The sequence below is a fragment of the Streptomyces sp. NBC_01304 genome (assembly GCF_035975855.1).
GTDB lineage: Bacteria > Actinomycetota > Actinomycetes > Streptomycetales > Streptomycetaceae > Streptomyces.
Map to the genome: position 1 here is coordinate 2,054,568 of NZ_CP109055.1, position 19,042 is coordinate 2,073,609.

16 protein-coding genes and 1 pseudogene are annotated in these 19,042 nt (G+C 69.7%); 8 read left to right on the plus strand and 9 right to left on the minus strand.

The window, feature by feature from the left end:
* Positions 1-15: 15 nt before the first annotated feature.
* Both OG430_RS08950 and OG430_RS08955 read left to right on the plus strand, forming a co-directional pair.
* On the plus strand, positions 16-759 hold the full coding sequence (locus tag OG430_RS08950; RefSeq protein ID WP_442816453.1) for a transketolase: 744 nt from the start codon (positions 16-18) through the stop codon (positions 757-759).
* 38 nt (positions 760-797) lie between these two features.
* The gene (locus OG430_RS08955; RefSeq protein WP_327351901.1) at positions 798-1,694 is read left to right on the plus strand and encodes a transketolase family protein; all 897 of its coding nucleotides are present in this window, start codon (positions 798-800) and stop codon (positions 1,692-1,694) included.
* An 80-nt stretch (positions 1,695-1,774) separates the two neighbouring features.
* Here OG430_RS08955 and OG430_RS08960 read toward each other — a convergent pair whose 3' ends face one another.
* On the minus strand, positions 1,775-2,143 hold the full coding sequence (locus tag OG430_RS08960) for an MmcQ/YjbR family DNA-binding protein (RefSeq protein ID WP_327351902.1): 369 nt from the start codon (positions 2,141-2,143) through the stop codon (positions 1,775-1,777).
* Between the two features lie 102 nt (positions 2,144-2,245).
* Positions 2,246-3,178 (minus strand): alpha/beta hydrolase, encoded by a 933-nt coding sequence (locus OG430_RS08965; RefSeq protein ID WP_327351903.1) that lies wholly within the window; start codon positions 3,176-3,178, stop codon positions 2,246-2,248.
* 231 nt (positions 3,179-3,409) lie between these two features.
* Between OG430_RS08965 and OG430_RS08970 the strand changes: the two genes are divergently transcribed.
* Positions 3,410-6,943, plus strand: coding sequence for a ThuA domain-containing protein (locus tag OG430_RS08970; RefSeq protein ID WP_327351904.1), 3,534 nt, complete (start codon positions 3,410-3,412; stop codon positions 6,941-6,943).
* 38 nt (positions 6,944-6,981) lie between these two features.
* Positions 6,982-7,854 (plus strand): sugar phosphate isomerase/epimerase family protein, encoded by an 873-nt coding sequence (locus OG430_RS08975; protein ID WP_327351905.1) that lies wholly within the window; start codon positions 6,982-6,984, stop codon positions 7,852-7,854.
* Positions 7,855-7,951: 97 nt separating this feature from the next.
* Here OG430_RS08975 and OG430_RS08980 read toward each other — a convergent pair whose 3' ends face one another.
* The 3 genes from OG430_RS08980 to OG430_RS08990 all read right to left on the minus strand — a co-directional run bounded on the left by OG430_RS08980 (position 7,952) and on the right by OG430_RS08990 (position 10,771).
* A complete protein-coding gene (locus OG430_RS08980; protein ID WP_442816454.1) occupies positions 7,952-8,809 on the minus strand; it encodes an ABC transporter ATP-binding protein in 858 nt (285 codons plus the stop codon).
* 2 nt (positions 8,810-8,811) lie between these two features.
* The gene (locus tag OG430_RS08985; protein WP_327351906.1) at positions 8,812-9,834 is read right to left on the minus strand and encodes an ABC transporter substrate-binding protein; all 1,023 of its coding nucleotides are present in this window, start codon (positions 9,832-9,834) and stop codon (positions 8,812-8,814) included.
* A gap of 73 nt (positions 9,835-9,907) precedes the next feature.
* A complete protein-coding gene (locus tag OG430_RS08990; RefSeq protein ID WP_327351907.1) occupies positions 9,908-10,771 on the minus strand; it encodes an ABC transporter permease in 864 nt (287 codons plus the stop codon).
* Positions 10,772-11,055: 284 nt separating this feature from the next.
* On the opposite strand from OG430_RS08990, the gene OG430_RS08995 reads away from it, so the two are divergent.
* The gene (locus OG430_RS08995) at positions 11,056-12,090 is read left to right on the plus strand and encodes a LacI family DNA-binding transcriptional regulator (RefSeq protein WP_327359008.1); all 1,035 of its coding nucleotides are present in this window, start codon (positions 11,056-11,058) and stop codon (positions 12,088-12,090) included.
* Positions 12,091-12,092: 2 nt separating this feature from the next.
* A complete protein-coding gene (locus OG430_RS09000; RefSeq protein WP_327351908.1) occupies positions 12,093-13,319 on the plus strand; it encodes a mandelate racemase/muconate lactonizing enzyme family protein in 1,227 nt (408 codons plus the stop codon).
* Positions 13,320-13,379: 60 nt separating this feature from the next.
* On the opposite strand, the pseudogene OG430_RS09005 reads toward OG430_RS09000, so the two are convergent.
* Positions 13,380-13,694 (minus strand): annotated as a pseudogene (locus OG430_RS09005) (Gfo/Idh/MocA family protein); the annotation flags it as partial.
* A gap of 160 nt (positions 13,695-13,854) precedes the next feature.
* Between OG430_RS09005 and OG430_RS09010 the strand changes: the two are divergent.
* Together OG430_RS09010 and OG430_RS09015 are read left to right on the plus strand one after the other, a co-directional pair.
* Positions 13,855-15,834 carry a DUF2264 domain-containing protein gene (locus tag OG430_RS09010; protein WP_327351909.1) on the plus strand — a complete coding sequence of 660 codons (1,980 nt, stop codon included), beginning with the start codon at positions 13,855-13,857 and terminating at the stop codon, positions 15,832-15,834.
* A gap of 294 nt (positions 15,835-16,128) precedes the next feature.
* Entirely contained in the window at positions 16,129-17,385 is a 1,257-nt protein-coding gene (locus tag OG430_RS09015; RefSeq protein ID WP_327351910.1) for an acyl-CoA dehydrogenase family protein, read from the plus strand.
* 72 nt (positions 17,386-17,457) lie between these two features.
* On the opposite strand, the gene OG430_RS09020 is transcribed toward OG430_RS09015, so the two are convergent.
* Genes OG430_RS09020 through OG430_RS09030 form a run of 3 tightly spaced genes read right to left on the minus strand, consistent with a single transcriptional unit; the run spans position 17,458 to position 19,041 of the window.
* On the minus strand, positions 17,458-18,027 hold the full coding sequence (locus OG430_RS09020; RefSeq protein ID WP_327351911.1) for a GAF domain-containing protein: 570 nt from the start codon (positions 18,025-18,027) through the stop codon (positions 17,458-17,460).
* On the minus strand, positions 18,024-18,689 hold the full coding sequence (locus OG430_RS09025) for a GTP-binding protein (protein ID WP_327351912.1): 666 nt from the start codon (positions 18,687-18,689) through the stop codon (positions 18,024-18,026). Before OG430_RS09025 ends, OG430_RS09020 begins: the two co-directional genes overlap by 4 nt.
* Positions 18,667-19,041, minus strand: coding sequence for a DUF742 domain-containing protein (locus tag OG430_RS09030; RefSeq protein WP_327351913.1), 375 nt, complete (start codon positions 19,039-19,041; stop codon positions 18,667-18,669). The genes OG430_RS09025 and OG430_RS09030 overlap by 23 nt, the downstream gene beginning before the upstream one ends.
* Between the last annotated feature and the right edge of the window lies 1 nt (position 19,042).

The window sequence follows — 19,042 nt, forward strand, 5'->3', positions numbered from 1 at the left end:
TGCACGATCCCTGTCATGACGACGACAGCGGATCTCACCAGGACAGCAGCAGACCCCACCGCGACCCCCTCGACCCGTTCGTACGGGTACGCGGACCTGCCCGGACTCATGGGTCTCATGACCGGCGACGAGAAGCACGGGCCCGCCGCGACCTCCACGCTCGATGCGCTCTGGGTGCTGTACGACCGGGTACTGCGTGTGACGCCCGCGACCGCGGGCGCCCCGGAGCGCGACCGGTTCCTGCTCTCCAAGGGGCACGGGCCGATGGCCTACTACGCGGTGCTTGCCGCCAAGGGGTTCGTCCCCGTCGACGAGCTGCCCGGCTTCGGGGCGTACGACTCGCTGCTCGGGCATCACCCGGACCGGGTGCTCGTGCCGGGTGCCGAGATCGGCAGCGGATCGCTCGGGCACGGCCTGCCGCTCGGGGTGGGTACGGCGCTGGGGCTGCGGGCGCAGGGGCTTGTCGAGCCGCAGGTGTGGGTTCTCGTCGGGGACGCCGAGCTGGACGAGGGCAGCAATCACGAGGCCATCGCCTTCGCGGGGCCGGCGGGGCTGGACCGGCTCAATGTCCTCGTGATCGACAACGCCTCGGCCAGCCATGCGCGGCCCGGCGGGATCGCGGCCCGCTTCGAGGCGGCGGGCTGGTCCGCCGTGGAGGTGGACGGGCGGGACCACGCCGCGCTGTACGCGGCCTACACCACGCCTCATGCCGGCCGGCCCCATGTGGTCGTCGCCCATGTCGAGCCGAAGAACGCCTGACCCCCAACCGTCTCCACGCCTCAAAAGGATTGATGATCATGGACACCATGCGGGACCGCTTCGCCGCCACCACCACCGAGCTCCTTGATGAGGACCCCCGGCTCGCCCTCGTTCTCGCCGAGATCAGCCGGGACCGCTTCGAGGACGCCGAGCGCAGGCATCCGGAGCGCGTCATCAACGTCGGCATCCGCGAGCAGCTGCTGATCGGCACCGGCGCCGGTCTCGCCCTGACCGGGCTGCGGCCGGTGGTGCACACCTTCTCCAGCTTCCTCGTGGAGCGACCCTTCGAGCAGGTCAAGCTCGACTTCGGGCACCAGGGCGTGGGCGGTGTGCTGGTCGGTGCGGGCGGCTCCTACGACTGGCCGGCGGGCGGCTTCACGCACATGTCGCCGGGTGATGTGGCGCTGCTCGACACCCTGGACGGGTGGACCGTGCATGTGCCGGGCCATCCGGACGAGGCCGAGACGCTGCTGCGGCACGCGGTCGCGGCGGGGGACGACAAGGTCTACGTACGGCTGTCGCAGCAGTCGAACGCGGCCGGGCTGGCGGTCGACGGCGTGCATTTCCGCACCGTGCGTGAGGGGCGCGGCCGCACGGTCGTTGCCGTGGGGCCGATGCTGGACAACGTCCTGGCGGCGGTCGAAGGGCTGGATGTGACGGTGCTGTACGCGACGACGGTGCGGCCGTTCGACGCGGAGGGGCTGCGCCGGGCCGTGGGCGGGCGGGCCGATGTGGTGGTCGTCGAGCCGTATCTGGCGGGTACGTCGACTGCCGCGGCGAACGACGCGCTGGCCGATGTGCCACACCGCGTGCTCGGCCTCGGGGTCGCGCGTCGCGAGCTGCGGAAGTACGGCGACATGGACGAGCACCTGGCCGCCCATGGGCTGGACGTGGTGTCGCTGCGGGAGCGGATCGCCGGCTTCCTCGGCCGCTGACGCCCTAGGGGGCGGACCTCACGGGCGGCCCACCGGGCCGCCCGCCGCTCACTCCCCCGCCCGCTCACTCCCCCGCCCGCTCACTCCCCCGCGGCCGTCCCGAGCCCGGGATGGTCCTCGAGGAGCCTCCCCGGCGCCGCCTGACGCCAGGAGTCCGCGAGGATGTCCCGCAACTCGTCGGCGTCCTCCAGCGCGGCGAGCCGTGCCCGCACCCAGGCGAAGCCCGCCTCGTGCTCGGCGATCCAGAACTTGTCCGGCTCCGCGAGCACCAGCTCGTCCCGCTCCTCCTTGGGGCAGCGGACGGCTATCGACGTCTCTTCCTCGGGCAGGGTGACGAACATCTTGCCCGCCACCCGGAACGTGGGCATGGACCAGGCGATCTTCTCGGTGGTCTCCGGGAGGGAGAGCGCGAGCTTGCGGACGTCGGCGGAGGTCAGTCGTGCGGCCATGGGATGACCGTAGGGCACACCACTGACAACGATCACCCAATCGCCCGTGCACCCGTAAGCCCCTAAGCCCGTAAGCCCGTGCGCACCATCAGGCACACGACGTCACACGTGCTTGTCCAGCCAGGCCGTCAGGTCCGCCATCACCTCCGCCCGGTTGGTCTCGTTGAGGATCTCGTGCCGGGCGTCGTCGTACGCCTTCCACGTGAGGTCGGTCAGGCCCGCGTAGCGGTAGTCCTCGAGGAGTTCGTACACGAGCGTCATGCCCTGGTTGCAGGGGTCCGCCGTGCCGACCGCGATGTGGACGGGCAGGTCGGCGGGTGTGCGGGCGATGTTCCGGGGGTCGTTGATCTTGCGGATGTTGCGCACCCAGTCCAGGGCGAGGCCTGCGGAGAAGGGGAAGCCGCAGCGCTCGTCGGCGACGTACTTGTCGACCTCGGCCGCATCCCGTGACAGCCACTCGAAGCCGGTGCGGTGCGGGTAGGGGTCGTTGAACGAGGCGAAGCGCTCCGGGATGTAGCCGGACAGGGCGCTGCGGCCACCCTCGGCGATCTCCCGTTCGAGGCGGGCGACCGATTCGTCGATCTCGGCGCCGGGCAGCGAGCGGAACGTGCCGCTGAGGATGAGGCCGGCGAGGTCGTCGGCGTACTCCTGGGCGTAGTCGCGGGCCAACATCGAGCCGAGGCTGTGGCCGAGCAGGACGTACGGGATGCCGGGGTGCAGTGCGCGGGCCTGGTCGCCGATGGCCTTGAGGTCGTCGACGATGGCGCGCCATGAGTCACGTTCGTCGTCGTCCGGGCCGGTCACGCCGAGGCCGGTGGCCGTGGCGGTGGCGCCGTGGCCGCGGTGGTCCGAGGCGATGACGGCGTAGCCGTGTGCGGCGAGGTGCCGGGCGAACCGGTCGTAGCGCAGGCCGTGTTCGGCGGCGCCGTGGGCGATCTGCAGCTGACCGCGCGGGTGGCCGGTTTCGGGGAGCCAGGTGTAGGTGACGATCTGCGCGCCGTCGCGCGCCTGTGTGGTGCCCGTGCTGTAGGTCATTCCTGTCCTCTCCCCCGGCGCCGCCGCCTCATGCGGAGCCAGTACCTCCTGTAGTGCGCCATGAGTACGGACGGCGTCAACTCCCTTGCCGCTCAAGGCCCTTACGACCCATTGACCCCCCAGATGCCCGCGACCTACCCTGAACGACGCACCTCAGAAAGCGCTTTCCCCACCCCTCACGGCGGCCCCTCAACCGCCGTCGTAGCCGTCCACCTGCCCAGGGAGCGCCCAATGAGCACGAGTTCGCCCTCGCCCGCCCCCACGCGCCGGACCGGGCCCCCTCACCGGCCACGCGCGCGTGCCTCGCGAAGACGTCACGTCCGGTCGCCCTCGCCCCTCACGGTCCTCATCGCCCTGCTGGCACTCGTGCTCAGCCTGGGCCTGAGCTCGCCCTCCCGAGCCGAGGCGGCACCGGTTCGCGTCCTGGTCTTCTCCAAGGTCACGAACTTCGCCCACGACTCCATCCCGGCCGGCATCGACGCGATCAAGAAGCTGGGCAGCGAGCACGGCTTCGAGGTCGAGGCGACCGACGACGCCGGCGCGTTCACCGACACCAATCTCGCCCGCTTCCAGGCGATCGTCTTCAACAACACCAACTCCACGCCCGAGAAGGGCGACTTGCTGAACGCCGAGCAGCGCATCGCCCTGCAGAAGTACATCCGCGCGGGCGGCGGCTGGGTCGGCCTGCACGCGGCCTCCGCGAGCGAGCGGGACTGGGGCTGGTACGAGGGCCTGGTCGGCGCGATCTTCGACAAGCACCCAGAGGTGCAGACGGGCCGCATCAAGGTCCTCGACCAGGCGCACCCCTCCACGAAGGGCCTTCCCGAGCTCTGGGAGCGTACGGAGGAGTGGTACAACTGGCGCACCAATCCCACCGGGAAGGTGCACACGCTCGCGCAGATCAAGGTGCGCGACGGCATCACCGGCCTGGACGAGGGCGTCGACCACCCGTGGTCCTGGTGCCAGAACTATGACGGCGGCCGCTCCTGGTACACCGCCGGCGGGCACGCCAAGTCGGCCTTCCAGGAGGAGGGTTTCCTCAAGCATCTGCTCGGCGGCATCGAGTGGGCGGCCGGCAGCAAGCCGGGTGACTGCACGGCGACGAAGACCGGCGCCTTCCAGCGCACCCCGCTGGCCACGAGCGATCTGGCCGACCCGTTCGAGCTGGCCGTCGCGCCGGATCGCCGGGTGTTCTTCATCCAGCGCACCGGCAAGCTGAAAATCATCGACCAGGAGACGCTGAAGGTCTCCACCGCGCTCGACCTCGCGTACACCCCGGACATGACGAGCCAGTCGGACGGACTGCTCGGCCTCGCCCTCGATCCACGGTTCGGCGACAACCACTGGCTATATCTGCTGCATTCGGACAAGACCGAGAAACGGATCAATCTGTCGCGGTTCACGGAGAGCGGCGGCAAGGTCGGCATGGCGTCCGAGAAGCGGCTGTTGACCATTCCCACCCTGCGGGGCGAGGGGCGGGCCAATTCGCATATGGCCGGGTCTATCGCCTTCGACAAGAAGGGGAATCTGTACGTCGCCACCGGGGACAACACCGACCCGTTCGCCTCGGACGGATTCGCCCCGATAGACGAGCGCGAGGGGCGCCGCGCCTGGGACGCGCAGGGCACCTCGGGCAATACCAATGACCTGCGGGGCAAGGTACTTCGGGTCACGCCGAAGAACGACGGGACGTATGCCGTTCCGGAGGGGAATCTCTTCGCGCCGGGGACGGAAAAGACGCGTCCTGAGATCTACGCGATGGGCATGCGCAACCCGTTCCGCATCACCACCGACCCGCTCAGCGGCGCCCTCCTCGTCGGCGACTACGGCCCGGACGCCCGTGCCGCCGACCCGAACCGCGGCCCTGAGGGCACGGTCGAGTTCAACCGGATCACCAAGGCGGGCAATTACGGCTGGCCGTACTGCGTCGGCAACAACACCCCGTTCAACGACTACGACTTCGCGACGAAGACCTCCGGGGCGAAATTCGACTGCGCGGCCCTCGTCAACGACTCGCCGAACAACACGGGGCTACGGGAACTGCCGCCCGCGCAGAAGGCATTGGTCTGGTACGCCTATTCTGCGTCGGCGGAATTCCCCGAGCTGGGCACGGGCGGCGGCGGTCCGATGAGCGGCCCCGTCTACGACTACGACGCGGACAACACGTACCGCACGAAATTCCCCGAGGCCTTCGAGGGGAAGTGGCTCAACTACGAGCTCACGCGGACGTTCTTCAAGTCCTTCTCGATACAGCAGAAGGACCAGACGTTCACCGATCCGCGCTTCCCCGCCGCCAAGGCCGGTGATCTCCACTCCATCAACTCCGTCTTCGGGGACATGAAGTGGAACCAGCCGTTCGACGCGGACTTCGGGCCCGATGGCGCCCTGTATGTCATCGATTTCGGGCTGGGCAGCGGCACGGGACGCGGCGGCAGCAACGAGGGCTCCGGGATCTATCGGATCGACTACGTGGGCGACGACCGCCTCCCGGAGGCGCGCATCACGGCCGCGCCTGACAACGGCACCGCGCCGCTGACGGTCAAGTTCTCCAGCGCGGGCTCGGGGCTGCCGGACGGCACGCCGGTCACCTACGCGTGGGACTTCGACGGGGACGGCGACACCGACTCGACCGAGGCCGCTCCGACGCACACCTACACGCAGAAGGGCCGGTTCAGCGCACGTCTGAAGGTGACCTCGCCCAAGCAGCTGACCGCGCTCGCCGTGCACGACATCACCGTCGGCAACACCCGGCCCGAGGTGACCATCCAATCCCCGCCGAACGGCGGCATGTTCGCCTTCGGGGACACCATCCCGTTCCAGATCAAGGTCAAGGATGTGGAGGACGGGCAAATCGACTGCAAGAAGGTCGTCGTCCAGTCGCAGCTCGGCCATGACTCCCATCTGCATCCCCTGGACAACTACACGGGGTGCGCGGGCGAGATCGTCACCGACGCCGGGGACAGTCACGGTCCCGGACAGAACCTGTACTACGGGATCACCGCCCAGTACGAGGACAAGGGCGGACCCGGCGGCGTCCCCGCGCTGACCGGTTCGGCCGCTCTGACGCTGCGGACGACCTTCCGGGAGGCCGAGCACTTTACGACGACCGGAGGGGCGCACGGAGGCGCCCAGGTGGGCTCCCGCCCGGATGCCTCGGGCGGCAAGCGGCTCACCGAGATCGAGGACAAGGACTGGATCAGCTTCGATCCGGTGCACCTCAAGGGCATCGACTCCGTGACGGTCGGCGCCGCTTCGGGCGGTCTCGGCGGTGACGTCGAGTTCCGGGCCGGGTCCCCGACCGGCGATCTCCTCGGCAAGGTGAGCGTGCCGAGCACCGGAGGCTGGGGCAATGTCGTCTCGCCGACGACCGCGCTCAAGGACCCGGGCGGCACGGTGAAGCTGTACGCGGTCTTCACCAACCCCGCGTGGGCCGGCGACAAGCCCGACCTGTTCGCGCTGGACTGGCTGCACTTCAACGGCCCCGGCGTGGAGAAGCGCCCGGCCACCGAGGTGGGTGTCACGGCCACACCCGCCGAGGGGCCGGCCCCGCTGGCGGTGCAGCTCAAGGGCACGGTCAAGGTGCTGCCGGGCCGCCAAGTGGCCTCGTACCACTGGGACTTCGGTGACAACACCAAGCCAACCGGCGAACAGGGCGCGAGCGCCGATCACAGCTACGCGCGCGTGGGCTCCTATACGGCCCATCTGACCGTCACCGACGACAAGGGCGACACCACGACGGGCGCGGTCCGCGTCACGGTGCGCTGAGGAGGCGAGGACGTATGGCCTTCGGGCGAAGAACAGGCATGACCTTCAACAGCACCTTCAACGGCACCAGAAGAGCGTTTCTCGGTACGTCACTGGGGCTCGGCCTCGGTCTGACCGCGGGGCTCGCCACACCCTCGTACGCCTCCGAGCGCCGACGCTGCATCCCGCGCGGCGGCATCGGCATGCACCTCTACACGATGCGCACCCCGCTCGCCACGGACTTCCGCGGCACCCTGGAGCGGCTCGCGGAGATCGGCTACGCCACGGTCGGTGTCAGCGGGCGGCACGGGAACAGTGCGGCGGACATCCGCGGGATGCTCGACGCGACCGGTCTGCGGGCGGTCCTGGAGCACGTCTCGTACGACATCCTCAAGGGCCCGGGCCTGGCACAGTCCCTCGACGACCTGCACACGCTCGGCGCCGCCTGGCCGGTGGTGCCGAGCCTGCCGGGCGCCCTGCACTCGCCGGCCGGATTCCGGGAGGCGGCGCGGGAGTTCAACCGGATCGGGCGCGCCTCGCGGGAGGCGGGGCTCGGGCGGCTGCTCTTCCACAACCACGGCACGGACCATGCGGTGGTCGACGGCGAGGTGCTCTACGACGTCCTGGTCAAGGAGACCGATCCCGAGTTGGTCGGTTTCGAGCTGGACGTCTACTGGGCGACGAAGGGCGGCGCGGATCCGGCCGCGTACTTCACCGGGCATCGGCATCGTTTCCCGGCGCTGCACGTGAAGGACATGGCGCCGAACGGTGACTTCGCCGATGTGGGATCGGGGGTGCTCGACTTCGCCACGATGTTCGCCGACGCGCATGTCGGCGGGGTCAAGCAGTGGCTGGTGGAGCACGACCAGCCGGCCGATCCGTTCGCCACGGCCAGGAACAGCTACAACTACCTGGCGGCGCTGCGGTATTGAGGGGAAGACAAGTCGCATGTGGGTGGGCCCCACCTCCTCGATGAGGAGGTGGGGCCCACCCACATGCGGCTGCTTCCCGCGCTCGGTTCAGGGTCGGTCAGTCGTGTTCCGCGACCGTGCCGAGCAGGCCCCGGATATGGGTCGTGGCGTCCCGGAACTCCGGGCGTCCCATGGTGTCCGCGTAGTCGCGCTCGGCCGGGAGCCCGGCGTCGATGATCTCCGTGATGGTGCCCGGGCGGGGGCTCATCACCACCACCCGGTCGGCGAGATAGACGGCCTCGGCGATCGAGTGCGTCACCAGGAGCACGGTGGTGCCGGTCTCCCGCCAGATGCGGTGCAGCTCGACGTTCATCTGCTCCCGGGTCAGCGCGTCCAGAGCGCCGAACGGCTCGTCCATCAGCAGCACCGGCGGCTGGTGCAGCAGCGCCCGGCACAGCGCCACGCGTTGCTGCATACCTCCCGACAGCTCGTGCGGATAGGCGTCCTCGAAGCCCTCCAGGCCGGTCATCCTGATGAGTTCGTCGGTACGCGCGCGTGCCTGCGCGCCCGGCAGCTTGCGCATCTCCGCCTGGAGCAGGATGTTGCGCCGGGCCGTGCGCCACTCGAGGAGGGCAGCCCGCTGGAAGACGTACCCGATGTCGTGGCGTGGACCCGTCACCCGCTCGCCCTGCAGCAGCACCTCCCCCGACGACGGCGCGAGCAGGCCCGCGACCAGCTTCAGGAGCGTCGACTTGCCGCAGCCCGACGGTCCGACGATGGCCACGAATTCACCCATGCCGACGTCGAGCGACACGTCACGCAGGGCGGTGACATCGCGCTTCTTGCTGCGGAAGCGTACGTCCACGGTGTGGATGCCGACCGCGGGGACGATGCTGTCCACCGCCGGCGGCACGGCGTCGTCGGCCTTCTTGAGCGCCACATCGGTCTCTGGTTTCAGCCTCGCGTCGTTCCTCATGCTCAGCCCTTCAGCGCCACGTCCGACGCCCAGTAGTCGCCGACCGGCTTGGCGCTCTTGATCATGCCGGCGTCGGCGAAGACGTCGATGGTCTGCTGCCAGTCCGCCTCCGTGTTGACGCCGGGCTCCTTGCCCTTGGTCGCGTCGGTGTGCAGCAGGGTCACGGTCGTCTTGAACTGCTCGGAAAGCACTTCCTTCGGAGGCAGTTGATCGGACGCGCCGTCCATCGAGGCCACCGCGGGCCCGGGCTCCTTCTCGGCGGCCGCCCACGACTCGCTCACCGCCTGCACCATGCGCTTGGCCAGATCGCCCTTGCCCTGAAGGGTCTTGGGCCCGGCGATGAGGCCGTTGGAGTAGAAGTTGAGGCCGTGCTCGGAGAAGCGCAGATACGCCACGTCCTTCTTGGCCTTGTGCGCCATGGTGGGGCCCTGGTCGCTGGCGTACCCGAGCAGCGCGTCGGTACGGCCCGAGATCACGGCGGCGATCTTGCCTGCCGGGTCGGTGTTCTGGACCTTGACGTCGGACTCGGCCATGCCGTTCTTCTTCAGGAACGTCGGGAACGTCTTGGACAGCGCATCCCCCGCCGTGCCCGCGATCGTCCTGCCCTTGAGGTCGGCGGGCCCCTTGATGCCCTTGTCCGCGAAGAACTGGACGGAGGCGGGGGTCGTCTGCAGGAACACCCCGAGGCTCTTCACGTTCACACCCGCCTCGACCCCGGAGAGCACGGCGGGCGTGTCCGCCCAGCCGAAGTCGGTCTGCCCGGCACCGGTCGCCTGCACCGTCTTCTGGGAGCCCTGGCCGGCCTGGATGTTCAGGTCGATGCCGTGCTTCTCGAAGATCTTCTGCTGCTTGCCGTAGTAGAAGGGCGCGTGTTCGCCGTACGGGTACCAGTTGAGCGTCAGCGTCACCTTGTCGAGCTTCTTGCCGTCCTTGGTGGTGGTCGTGCCCGAGTCGTCCCCGCCGCACGCGGTGGCGGCGACCAGCATCAGAGGGACAAGGGCGATCAGGGTTCTGCGCGGGTGCATGTGGGCCGGACCTTTCGCGAGCGGACGTCGGGTCGGTGCGTGGGGGTACGCGGTACGCGGTACGCGGGTGCTGTCAGTACGCGGTGGTGGCGGAGGCGTCCCTGCGGCTCGCGTGCCAGGGAAGCAGCAGCTTTTCGGCGATCTCGACGAGCACGAAGAGGACCACGCCGATCAGCGACATGACGAGCAGCCCGGCGAACAGCATCGGGGTGTCCATGTTGCCGTTGGCCTGGAGGATCACATATCCAAGGCCCTCGTTCGCCCCGACGAACTCGCCGACGACCGCGCCCGTGACGGCGAGCGTGACGGCCACCTTCAGCCCGGAGAACAGATGCGGCAGCGAGGCCGGGAAGCGGATCTTCGCAAAGGTCTGCCACGAACTCGCCCCCATCGTCGAGGAGAGCTGCAGCATTTCCGGGTCGACCGCCTTGAGGCCGGTGACCATGGAGATGACCACGGGGAAGAAGGCGATCAGCACGGCGATCAGAATCTTGGGCCCGATGCCGAAGCCCAGCCACACGACGAACAGCGGGGCGATGGCGATCTTCGGAACGACCTGCGCGAAGAGCAGGATGGGATAGAGCGTCTTCTCGACGGTGGACGAATAGACCATGATCACGGCGGCGAACACACCGACGGCCACGGCGATCACGAAACCGAGGAGCGTCTCGTACGTCGTCACCCAGCTGTGCTGCCAGAGGTAGTCGGGCTTGTCCAGGAGTACGTCGAGCGTGCTGCCCGGAGACGGCACGAGATAGGGCTCCACCAGCTCGGCCGCGGCGATCACCCACCAGGCCACGAAGCAGGCGAGGAGCAGCACCACGGGGCGCCAGCTCTTCTCCGCGGCGTCCAGCACACGTTGACGCAGGGGCGGCCGGTCCCGCACCGCAACTCCCGCCGTCTTCACGGGTGGTGCGGACAGTGCGCTCTGACTCACGAGGAACTCCCCTGAGGCGGACGGCAATTGTGGGGAACTTTTCGGGAAAACGCTTTCAGAAAGCGCTTTCTGATAGGGTGTCAGCCACGCTAATGACCACCTGACTGACCGGTCAATAGGTCGTCCCGAAGTTTCGTACGACGTCGTTTCGACCGGCGCCGCTTCCTCCGACGCCGTTTCGTACGACGCCGTTTCCTGCAGCGTCCTGTCTCCGAGACGCCCGAAGGGGGGCGCGAGTGAGCGAACGGGTGGAGGCCCCCGACCCCCACGCCCCGCAACCCCACATCACCCTGCACGCCGTGGCCCGCGCGGCGGGCGTCTCCCCCGCCACGGCGTCCCGCGCCCTCAACGGCACCGCCCGCGTCCGCGAGGACCTGCGCCAACGCGTCCTGACAGCGGCCGGCGAACTCGGCTACATCCCCAACGCCCACGCCCAGGCCCTGGCCAGCGCGTCCAACAACACCGTCGGCGTCATCTGCCACGACGTCAGCGACCCCTACTTCGCCGCCATCGCCAGCGGCGTGATGCGCGCCGCCGCCGAGCAGGGCCTGCTCGTCATGCTGGCCTCCACCTTCCGTGCGCCCGCCCGCGAGATCGCGTACATCTCGATGCTCCGCGCCCAGCGCGCCCGCGCCATCCTCCTGATCGGCTCCGGCTTCCAGGACCGCGCCTGGGAGCGTTCACTGGACGCCGAGCTGACCCCGTACCTGCGCGGCGGCGGCCGGGTCGCCGTCGTGAGCCGCCACCGCAGTCTGCGCGTCGACACCGTGCTCCCGGAGAACCGCGAAGGCGCCGCCTCCCTCGCCCGGGCGCTGCTCGGCCTGGGACACCGCGAGTTCGCCGTGCTCAGCGGGCCGCCGGAGCTGACCACGGTCGCCGACCGCCTCGCCGGCTTCCGCGAAGCACTCGCCGAAGCCGGGGTCCCCCTGCGGCCCGAGCACATCGTCCACGGCGCCTTCACCCGGGACGGCGGGCACCTCGCGGCCACCGAGCTGCTGCGTCGCGGCCACCGCCCCACCTGTGTCTTCGCGGTGACCGACGTGATGGCGGTGGGAGCCCTCGCCGCCTTTCGCGAGCAGGGTCTGCGGGTGCCCGAGGACGTCTCCCTCGCCGGGTTCGACGACATCCCTCTCGTACGTGAACTCACCCCGCCCCTCACGACGGTCGCGCTCCCCCTGACCCGCATGGGGCACAGCGCCATCGCCCTCGCCCTGCGCGAGCCGCGCGGCCGACGCTCCCGCGTGGAGCGCTTCAGCGGCGAAGTGGTGCTGCGCGCGAGCACGGCCCGGCCCAACTCACCAGCGGAAAGGGACCATTGACGATGCCCTCCCCCACGCAGCCTCCGCCTCCCGGCTCACCGAGGCCGACCCCTCCGGCCACTCCGACCGCTCCGACGGACCTCACCGGCCTGACCGTCGACCGCATCGAGACCTTCGCCGTCGCCCTCCCCACCCGCCGCTCCTTCGGCGTGTCCGGCGGCGCGGTGGCCGTTGCCGGGCGGCCCAGCATCCGGATCCTGGTCAAGGTCTCCGCCGACGGCGTGCACGGGTGGGGCGAGGCCACACCCATTCCGGCGTGGACGTACGAGACGGCCGAGTCCATCGTCACCACCATCGACCGCTACCTCACCCCGGCCGTACTCGGACGCCCGGCCTGGGACCTGGACGGTGTCGACCGCGCCTTCGACCGCGCGGTCAACCGCGGCTTCAGCATCGGCGCCCCACTCGCCAAGTCCGCGGTGGACGTGGCCCTGCACGACCTCCTGGGCCGCGCCACAGGCGTACCGCTCGGAGTGCTGTGGGGGCAGCGGCGGACCGAGACACTGGCCCTGGGCTGGATCGTGTCGGGGCAGTCGCCCGAGGAGGTCGGCGACAGCGTGGCGGAGGGTCTTGGCCTCGGACATCGCGCCTTCAAGGTCAAGATCGGTCTGCACGACGAGGCCACGGACGTGGCGGTGGTCGCGGCGGTGCGTGAGCACGCGCCGGCCGCACCCCTGTGGGTCGACGCCAACCAGGCCTACTCCGTGCACAGCGCCCTGCGCATCGCCCGCCGCCTCGACGACCTGGGCGTCACCGCCTTCGAACAGCCCCTGCCCGCCAACGACATACCCGGACTGCGCCGGCTGCGCGACCTGTCCCCCGTGCCCATCGCCCTCGACGAGTCCCTGCGCCACCCCGGCGATCTGGCCACCTTCATCCGCCTGGAAGCGGTGGACGTCGCCATCGCCAAGGTGCAGCGCAGCGGCGGGCTCACCCTGTCGCGGCGGCTGTGCGCGCTGGCCGAGGACAGTGGCGTACGTCTGATGGGGTCGGGCCTGACGGACTCGGACCTGGGCCTCGCCGCCTCGCTGCACCTCTTCGCGGCGTTCGGCATCGACACCCCGGTCGACCTGAACGGCCGCCAGTTCCTCGACTCGCCGTACGCGGGCCCCACGGTCACGGTCGACAAGGGCGTCGCACATGTGCCGGGCGGACCCGGTCTCGGGGTCGAGGTGGATGAGGGCGTCGTGCGGGAGTTGTCGGTCGACGTGCTGGAGAGCCGGCCGTAGACACCCCGTCGCGTGGGCCGTGCGCAGGATGTCGTCGCAGCGCTCGACGGTGATGTCCAGGAGCTTCTCGACGAACGCAGGTCTGCCTGCCCGCAGAGCCGCACAGGCGAGGTCGGCGTGCGTGTGGTCGGGGGTCAGGATCAGCACGACGTCGATGTCCGGGCGGGCGATGATCTCGTACGGGTCGTCGGTGAGGTCGACGCCGGGGAAGTGCCGGGCCGCCAGGGTCCGGGCCGCCGGGTCCGGATCGGCGAGGGCATGCACCACGGCGCCCTGTCCCGGCCGGTGGGCCGTGCGGGCGAGGGAGCCGCGCAGCCCGTATCCGAGGATGCCGAGGCGCAGGTCGGGCCGGGTGCGAGCGGGGGTCTCAGCCATGGCGCCGCAACCTAGTAAGCGCTTACGCTCTGCGTCAACCAGCGCAGTGGACCAGCCTTACGCACTGCGCCGACAAGGACGGTCGACCCAGCGCGGTCGATCCACGAACCGGAAGCCAGGGCCCCCAGGTGCCCCCGACCCCTCTGGACGGAGCAGACCCGTGCCCACATCCCCTCGTCCCGCATCCCCCGACCCGGCGTCACCTGGCCCGGCACCCCACCTCCCCCTCCCCGCCGCCGACCGCGTCCGCTCGCCCTACACCGGCTGGACGCGGGCCCATTGGGAGGCGCTTGCCGACCGGTTGCTGGACGCGCTCGTGCCGTATGCCACGCCGGGTTTCGCGCAGTACCGCCTGCCGGGACGGGCCAGTTGGTCGGGTGTGGTGTCGGACGGGCTCGAGGGGTACGCGCGATCGTTTCTGCTCGCGGCGTTCAGGATCGGCGGGGCCCGCGGGGATGCGGACCCCCGATTGATCGAACGGTACGCGCAGGGTCTGACAGCGGGCACCGACCCGGCCTCCGGTGAGGCCTGGCCCCGACTGACCGACTGCTCCCAGCAGATGGTGGAGGCCGCCTCCATCGCCATCGCCCTGCACGAGACGCGCCCCTGGATCTGGGACCGGCTCGACGGCAGGGTGCAGCAGCGCGTCGTCGACTGGTTCTCGGGGTTCGTCGGGGCACGCACCTGGGACAACAACTGGCGGCTCTTCCAGGTGGTGTCCGAGCAGTTCCTGGCGTCGGTGGGCGCTCCGTTCAGCCAGGCGGACATCGACGGCGGCCTGGACCGGATCGAGGACTGGTATCTGGGCGACGGCTGGTACAGCGACGGTGACGGCCGCAACTTCGACTACTACAACGGCTGGGCCATGCACCTGTACCCCCTGCTGTGGTCGCGCATGGCGACGGCCGCCGGCAATGAGGGACACGAAGGAGGCGAGGGACCCGGCCAGGCAGGAGGCGACGGCGGCCGCGGCAAGGTCTACCGCGAGCGCCTGTCCCAATTCCTGAACAGCTACGCCCACTTCTTCGGCGCCGACGGCGCGCCCGTGCACCAGGGCCGCTCACTGACGTACCGTTTCGCCTCCGTCGCCCCGGTCTGGATGGGCGCCCTCGCCGATTGCTCGCCGCTCGCGCCGGGCCTGACCCGCCGCCTCGCCTCGGGCACGGCGCGGCACTTCGTGGAGCGCGGGGTGCCGGACGAGCGGGGTCTCCTGTCGCTCGGCTGGTACGGGCCGTTCCTGCCGTCCACACAGCCGTACTCGGGTCCTGCTTCCCCTTACTGGGCAAGCAAGGGTTTCCTCGGGCTGCTCCTGCCGGCCGACCACGCGGTGTGGACGGAGCGTGAACTCCCGCTGCCCGTCGAGGAGTCGGACCAGTACACGGCGCTGCCCGCACCGGGCTGGCTGCTGCACGGCACCCGGCACGACGGCATCGTGCGCCTGGTGAACCACGGCAGCGACCACCACCCGCACGACGGCCCCGTCCCGCCCCGGGACGACCCGCACTACGCGAAGCTCGGCTACTCCACGGCGACGGCGCCCGAGACCGCGGAGCACGCCTGGGCGCGCGCCGTGGACAACCACTTCGCGCTGCTCACGCCGTCCGGCACACCTTCGCGCCGTGGCCGTATTCACCCCTTGAGGTGTGCGGGACGGGTGGCTTCATCGCGTCAGGATGCACAACTTCCGGACAGGGACGAGCTTTTCCCGATCGAGTCGACCAGTGTGCTGCATGGGCCCTGGGAGATTCGTGTGCACCGAGTGCAGGCACCGGCCGGAGTGACGGTCCGGGAGGGCGGGCACGCGGTGGCCGGTGCGGTACGCCCGCACGTCGAGCACGGTCCCGGCTGGGCGCTCACGCGCACCGAAACGGGGCTGACCAGCGCAGTTGTCGGCCTGTACGGCTGGGACGAGGAGGCCGGCATCGCCCGCGAGGTGGCGGCCAATGCCCTCGGAGCGCATTCGGCGACGCCCTATCTGCTCAAGTCCGCACACCCGGGCGGCGAGAGCGTACATGTCACGCTGGTCGCCCTGTCTCAGGATGTGATACATCCGCGCGCACTCCAGGAGTCCATTTCCTGCTCCGTAGAGGAAGACAGTGTCCGAATTCGTTTCCCAGAAGGAGACACTCTGAGCATCTGAGGCCGCCTACCTGACCCTCCGTGCCATATGCCCACGAAACCTTTGCCTTTGGCATGTGGCAGGGCGATGAACGGGGGGAATGCCACGGAGGTGGACCGGACAGGACCCACCACACCCCACAAGATCCGACCAAACGTCAACTATCCGCATTTTGGCCAAAGTTACGTCGCGATCTTGTACGTTGCCAAAGGTTCAACAAGATGGTGTGAGGGGCCGTTCGGGACGGGGCCACTACCGAGGTGTCACCTGCTCGAACAACCCTGCGAGCAGGCGTTTCACGGAAGAGGGCTCGCGATGGGCAGCTACTTCACGAGTGAGCTTCACCATCAACTCCGAGAAGACGTACGTGGCTTCGCCGAACGCGAGGTCCGGCCACGGGTGGCGGCGATGGAGGCCACCCGCACCGTGCAGCACGAGCTGTCGAGGCTGATAGCCCGCCAGGGCTGGATCGGCGCGACGGTGGCCCGCCAGTACGGCGGGATGGGCGTCGGACACCTCGCCAAGACCATCATCATCGAGGAGCTGTCGAGGGTGAGCGGCGCCATGGGTGCGATGGCGCAGGCCTCGCAGCTGGGCGTTGCGAAGATCGTGCACTTCGGCAACGAGGCACAGAAGAAGACGTGGCTGCCGGCCGTCGCGGCGGGCGACTGCCTGCCCACGATCGCGGTGACCGAACCCGAATCCGGTGGCCACGTCCTCGGGATGACCGCCAGCGCGGTCCGCGACGGCGACGACTACCTCCTGAGCGGCCGCAAGGTGTACGTGGGCAACAGCCATGTCGGCGACCTGCACGGCGTCGTGGTCCGCACTGGCCCCGGCTCGAAGGGTCTGACGGCGTTCCTCGTCGAATCGGATCGCCCCGGATTCTCGCTGGGCGCCCCACGCGACACCATGGGCCTGCACGGTTTCAGCTTCGGCGAGCTGTACTTCGACAACTGCCGGGTACCTGCCGCGAACCGGCTCGGCAAGGAAGGCGACGGCCTGGCGGTCGCCTACTCCTCCAGCGTGCTCTACGGCCGGGCGAACCTGACCGCGGTCTCGCTCGGCATCCACCAGGCGTTACTGGACGAGACGACCCGCTTCTGCACCGAGCGGCACCGCTACGGCCAGCCGCTGTACGAGCTGGCCAACATCAAGCTGAAGCTGGGCCAGATGCAGTCGAGGCTGATGACGGCCCGGCTGGCCGCATACCACTCGGTCTTCTTGTTGGACCAGGGCGCCTCCTGCGACGCGGAGTTGATGAACGCCAAACTCGTCAACGTCGAATCGGCCCTCGACTCCGCCCGCAACGCCATGGAAATCCACGCGGCCGCCGGCCTGTTCACCGACCGGCCCATCGAACGCTTCCTCCGCGACGCACACCACATCTTCGCCCCCGCAGGCACCTCCGACATCCAACTCCTGCGCCTGGCCGAAGTAGCTCTCGGCACCGCCAAAGGCAGCTGGTCCGAACGCCTGTCGGAGTACGTACGCACGGAGCCCGCGCGAGCCGAGGCGGAGCCCCAGCCCCCGGTCAAGGTCCCCCGTCAGCTCCGTACCGCCGTCGCCTGAACCGACGGACGACGGGGCCGGTGCACCGGATTCGCGAGCCGCTGAGCCGGCTGCGCGAACCGGTGAGCCGGGTCAGATCCGCCCGTCCTCCCGGCGGTGGATCTGCTCGATCAGCTCGGCCGCAAGGGACTTGATCGTCTCGAGCCCCGCCCTCCCCCAGGGGCGCGGCTCGGTGTCGACCACGCAGATGGTGCCGAGCGCCATGCCCGTACGGTCGATGAGCGGCGCCCCCAGATAGGAGCGGATGCCGATCTCGTCGACCACCGGGTTCCCGGCGAACCGGGGATAGTCACAGACGTCCTCAAGGACCAGGGCCTTGCGGCGCACCACCACATGCGGGCAGTAGCCGTGGTCCCGCGCCATGTAGCGGCTCACCCCACTGCTCGCCGCGGCAGCCCCCAGCTCGGTGCCCGAGTGTGTGCCCTGCGGGGTGTGCAGCCCGGCGAAGAACTGCCGGTTCTCATCAATGAAGTTGACCATCGAGAAGGGCGCACCCGTGACCTCGGCAAGCCGGTCGGCGAACGCGTCGAAGGCAGGGTCGGGCTGGTCACCGAGGCCGAGCTGGCGCAGCCGCTGCACCCGGCTCGGCGCCTCCTTGTCGATCGGAGTGAGAAGCAGATGCCCTGTGGGGTCGTACGTCATGTGTGCGCTCCGTAGCTCGAGCTAGGTGCCGGTGTGGTGGTGAGCAGGTGCTGGACCAGCGTCACCAGGGTCTGGATGCCGGAGCTGGAGATGCGTGCGTCGCACAGCAGGACCGGCACATCGGGTCGGAGGTCTATGGCCGAGCGGACCTCTTCGGGCTCGTAGCGGTACGCACCGTCGAACTCGTTGACCGCGACGACGAATCCGATGCCCCGCCGCTCGAAGAAGTCGACGGCCGAGAAGCAGTCCTCGAGCCTGCGGGTGTCGGCGAGTACGACGGCGCCGAGGGCGCCCTCGGAGAGCTCGTCCCACATGAACCAGAAGCGTTCCTGGCCGGGGGTGCCGAAGAGATAGAGCACGTGGCGGTCGTCGAGGGTGATCCGTCCGAAGTCCATGGCCACGGTCGTGGTGGTCTTGTGCTCGACGCCCTCCAGGCTGTCGGTGGCCACGCTGACCGTGGTCAGCAGCTCCTCCGTGCTGAGCGGTTCGATCTCGCTGACCGCGCCCACGAAGGTGGTCTTGCCGACGCCGAAGCCGCCCGCGATCAGGATCTTCAGGGCGTCGGGGAAGAGGTCGTCGACCGACTCCCCCGGGGTGAGGTCGCGGGCCTCGTCGGTGAAGGCGTCGGCGGTGAAGGCTTCAGAGCCGTCGTCGTAGACCATCGAGCACTGCCTCCAGTAGTGACCGGTCGGTGGGGTGGTGGCGGAAGCCGGGCGCCTTCGCGGTGAGCGCCCCGCAGTCGACGAGATCGGACAGGAGCACCTTGGTCACCACCGCGGGCAGTCTCAGCTGCGCCGCGATCTCCGCGACCGAGGTGGGCCCGCCACGGCACAGGCCGAGCGCCTGTGTGTGTTCCGGGCCCATGTGGCCGACCGGCGAGGTGCCGGTCGACATCACCAGGGAGAGCAGGTCGAGCGCCGCGGTCGGCCGGGTCCTGCCGTTGCTCACCGTGTAGGGACGGACGAGCCGGCCGGCCGCGTCGTCGAGCCATGGCCCGTCCTGCGGGGCCGCCATG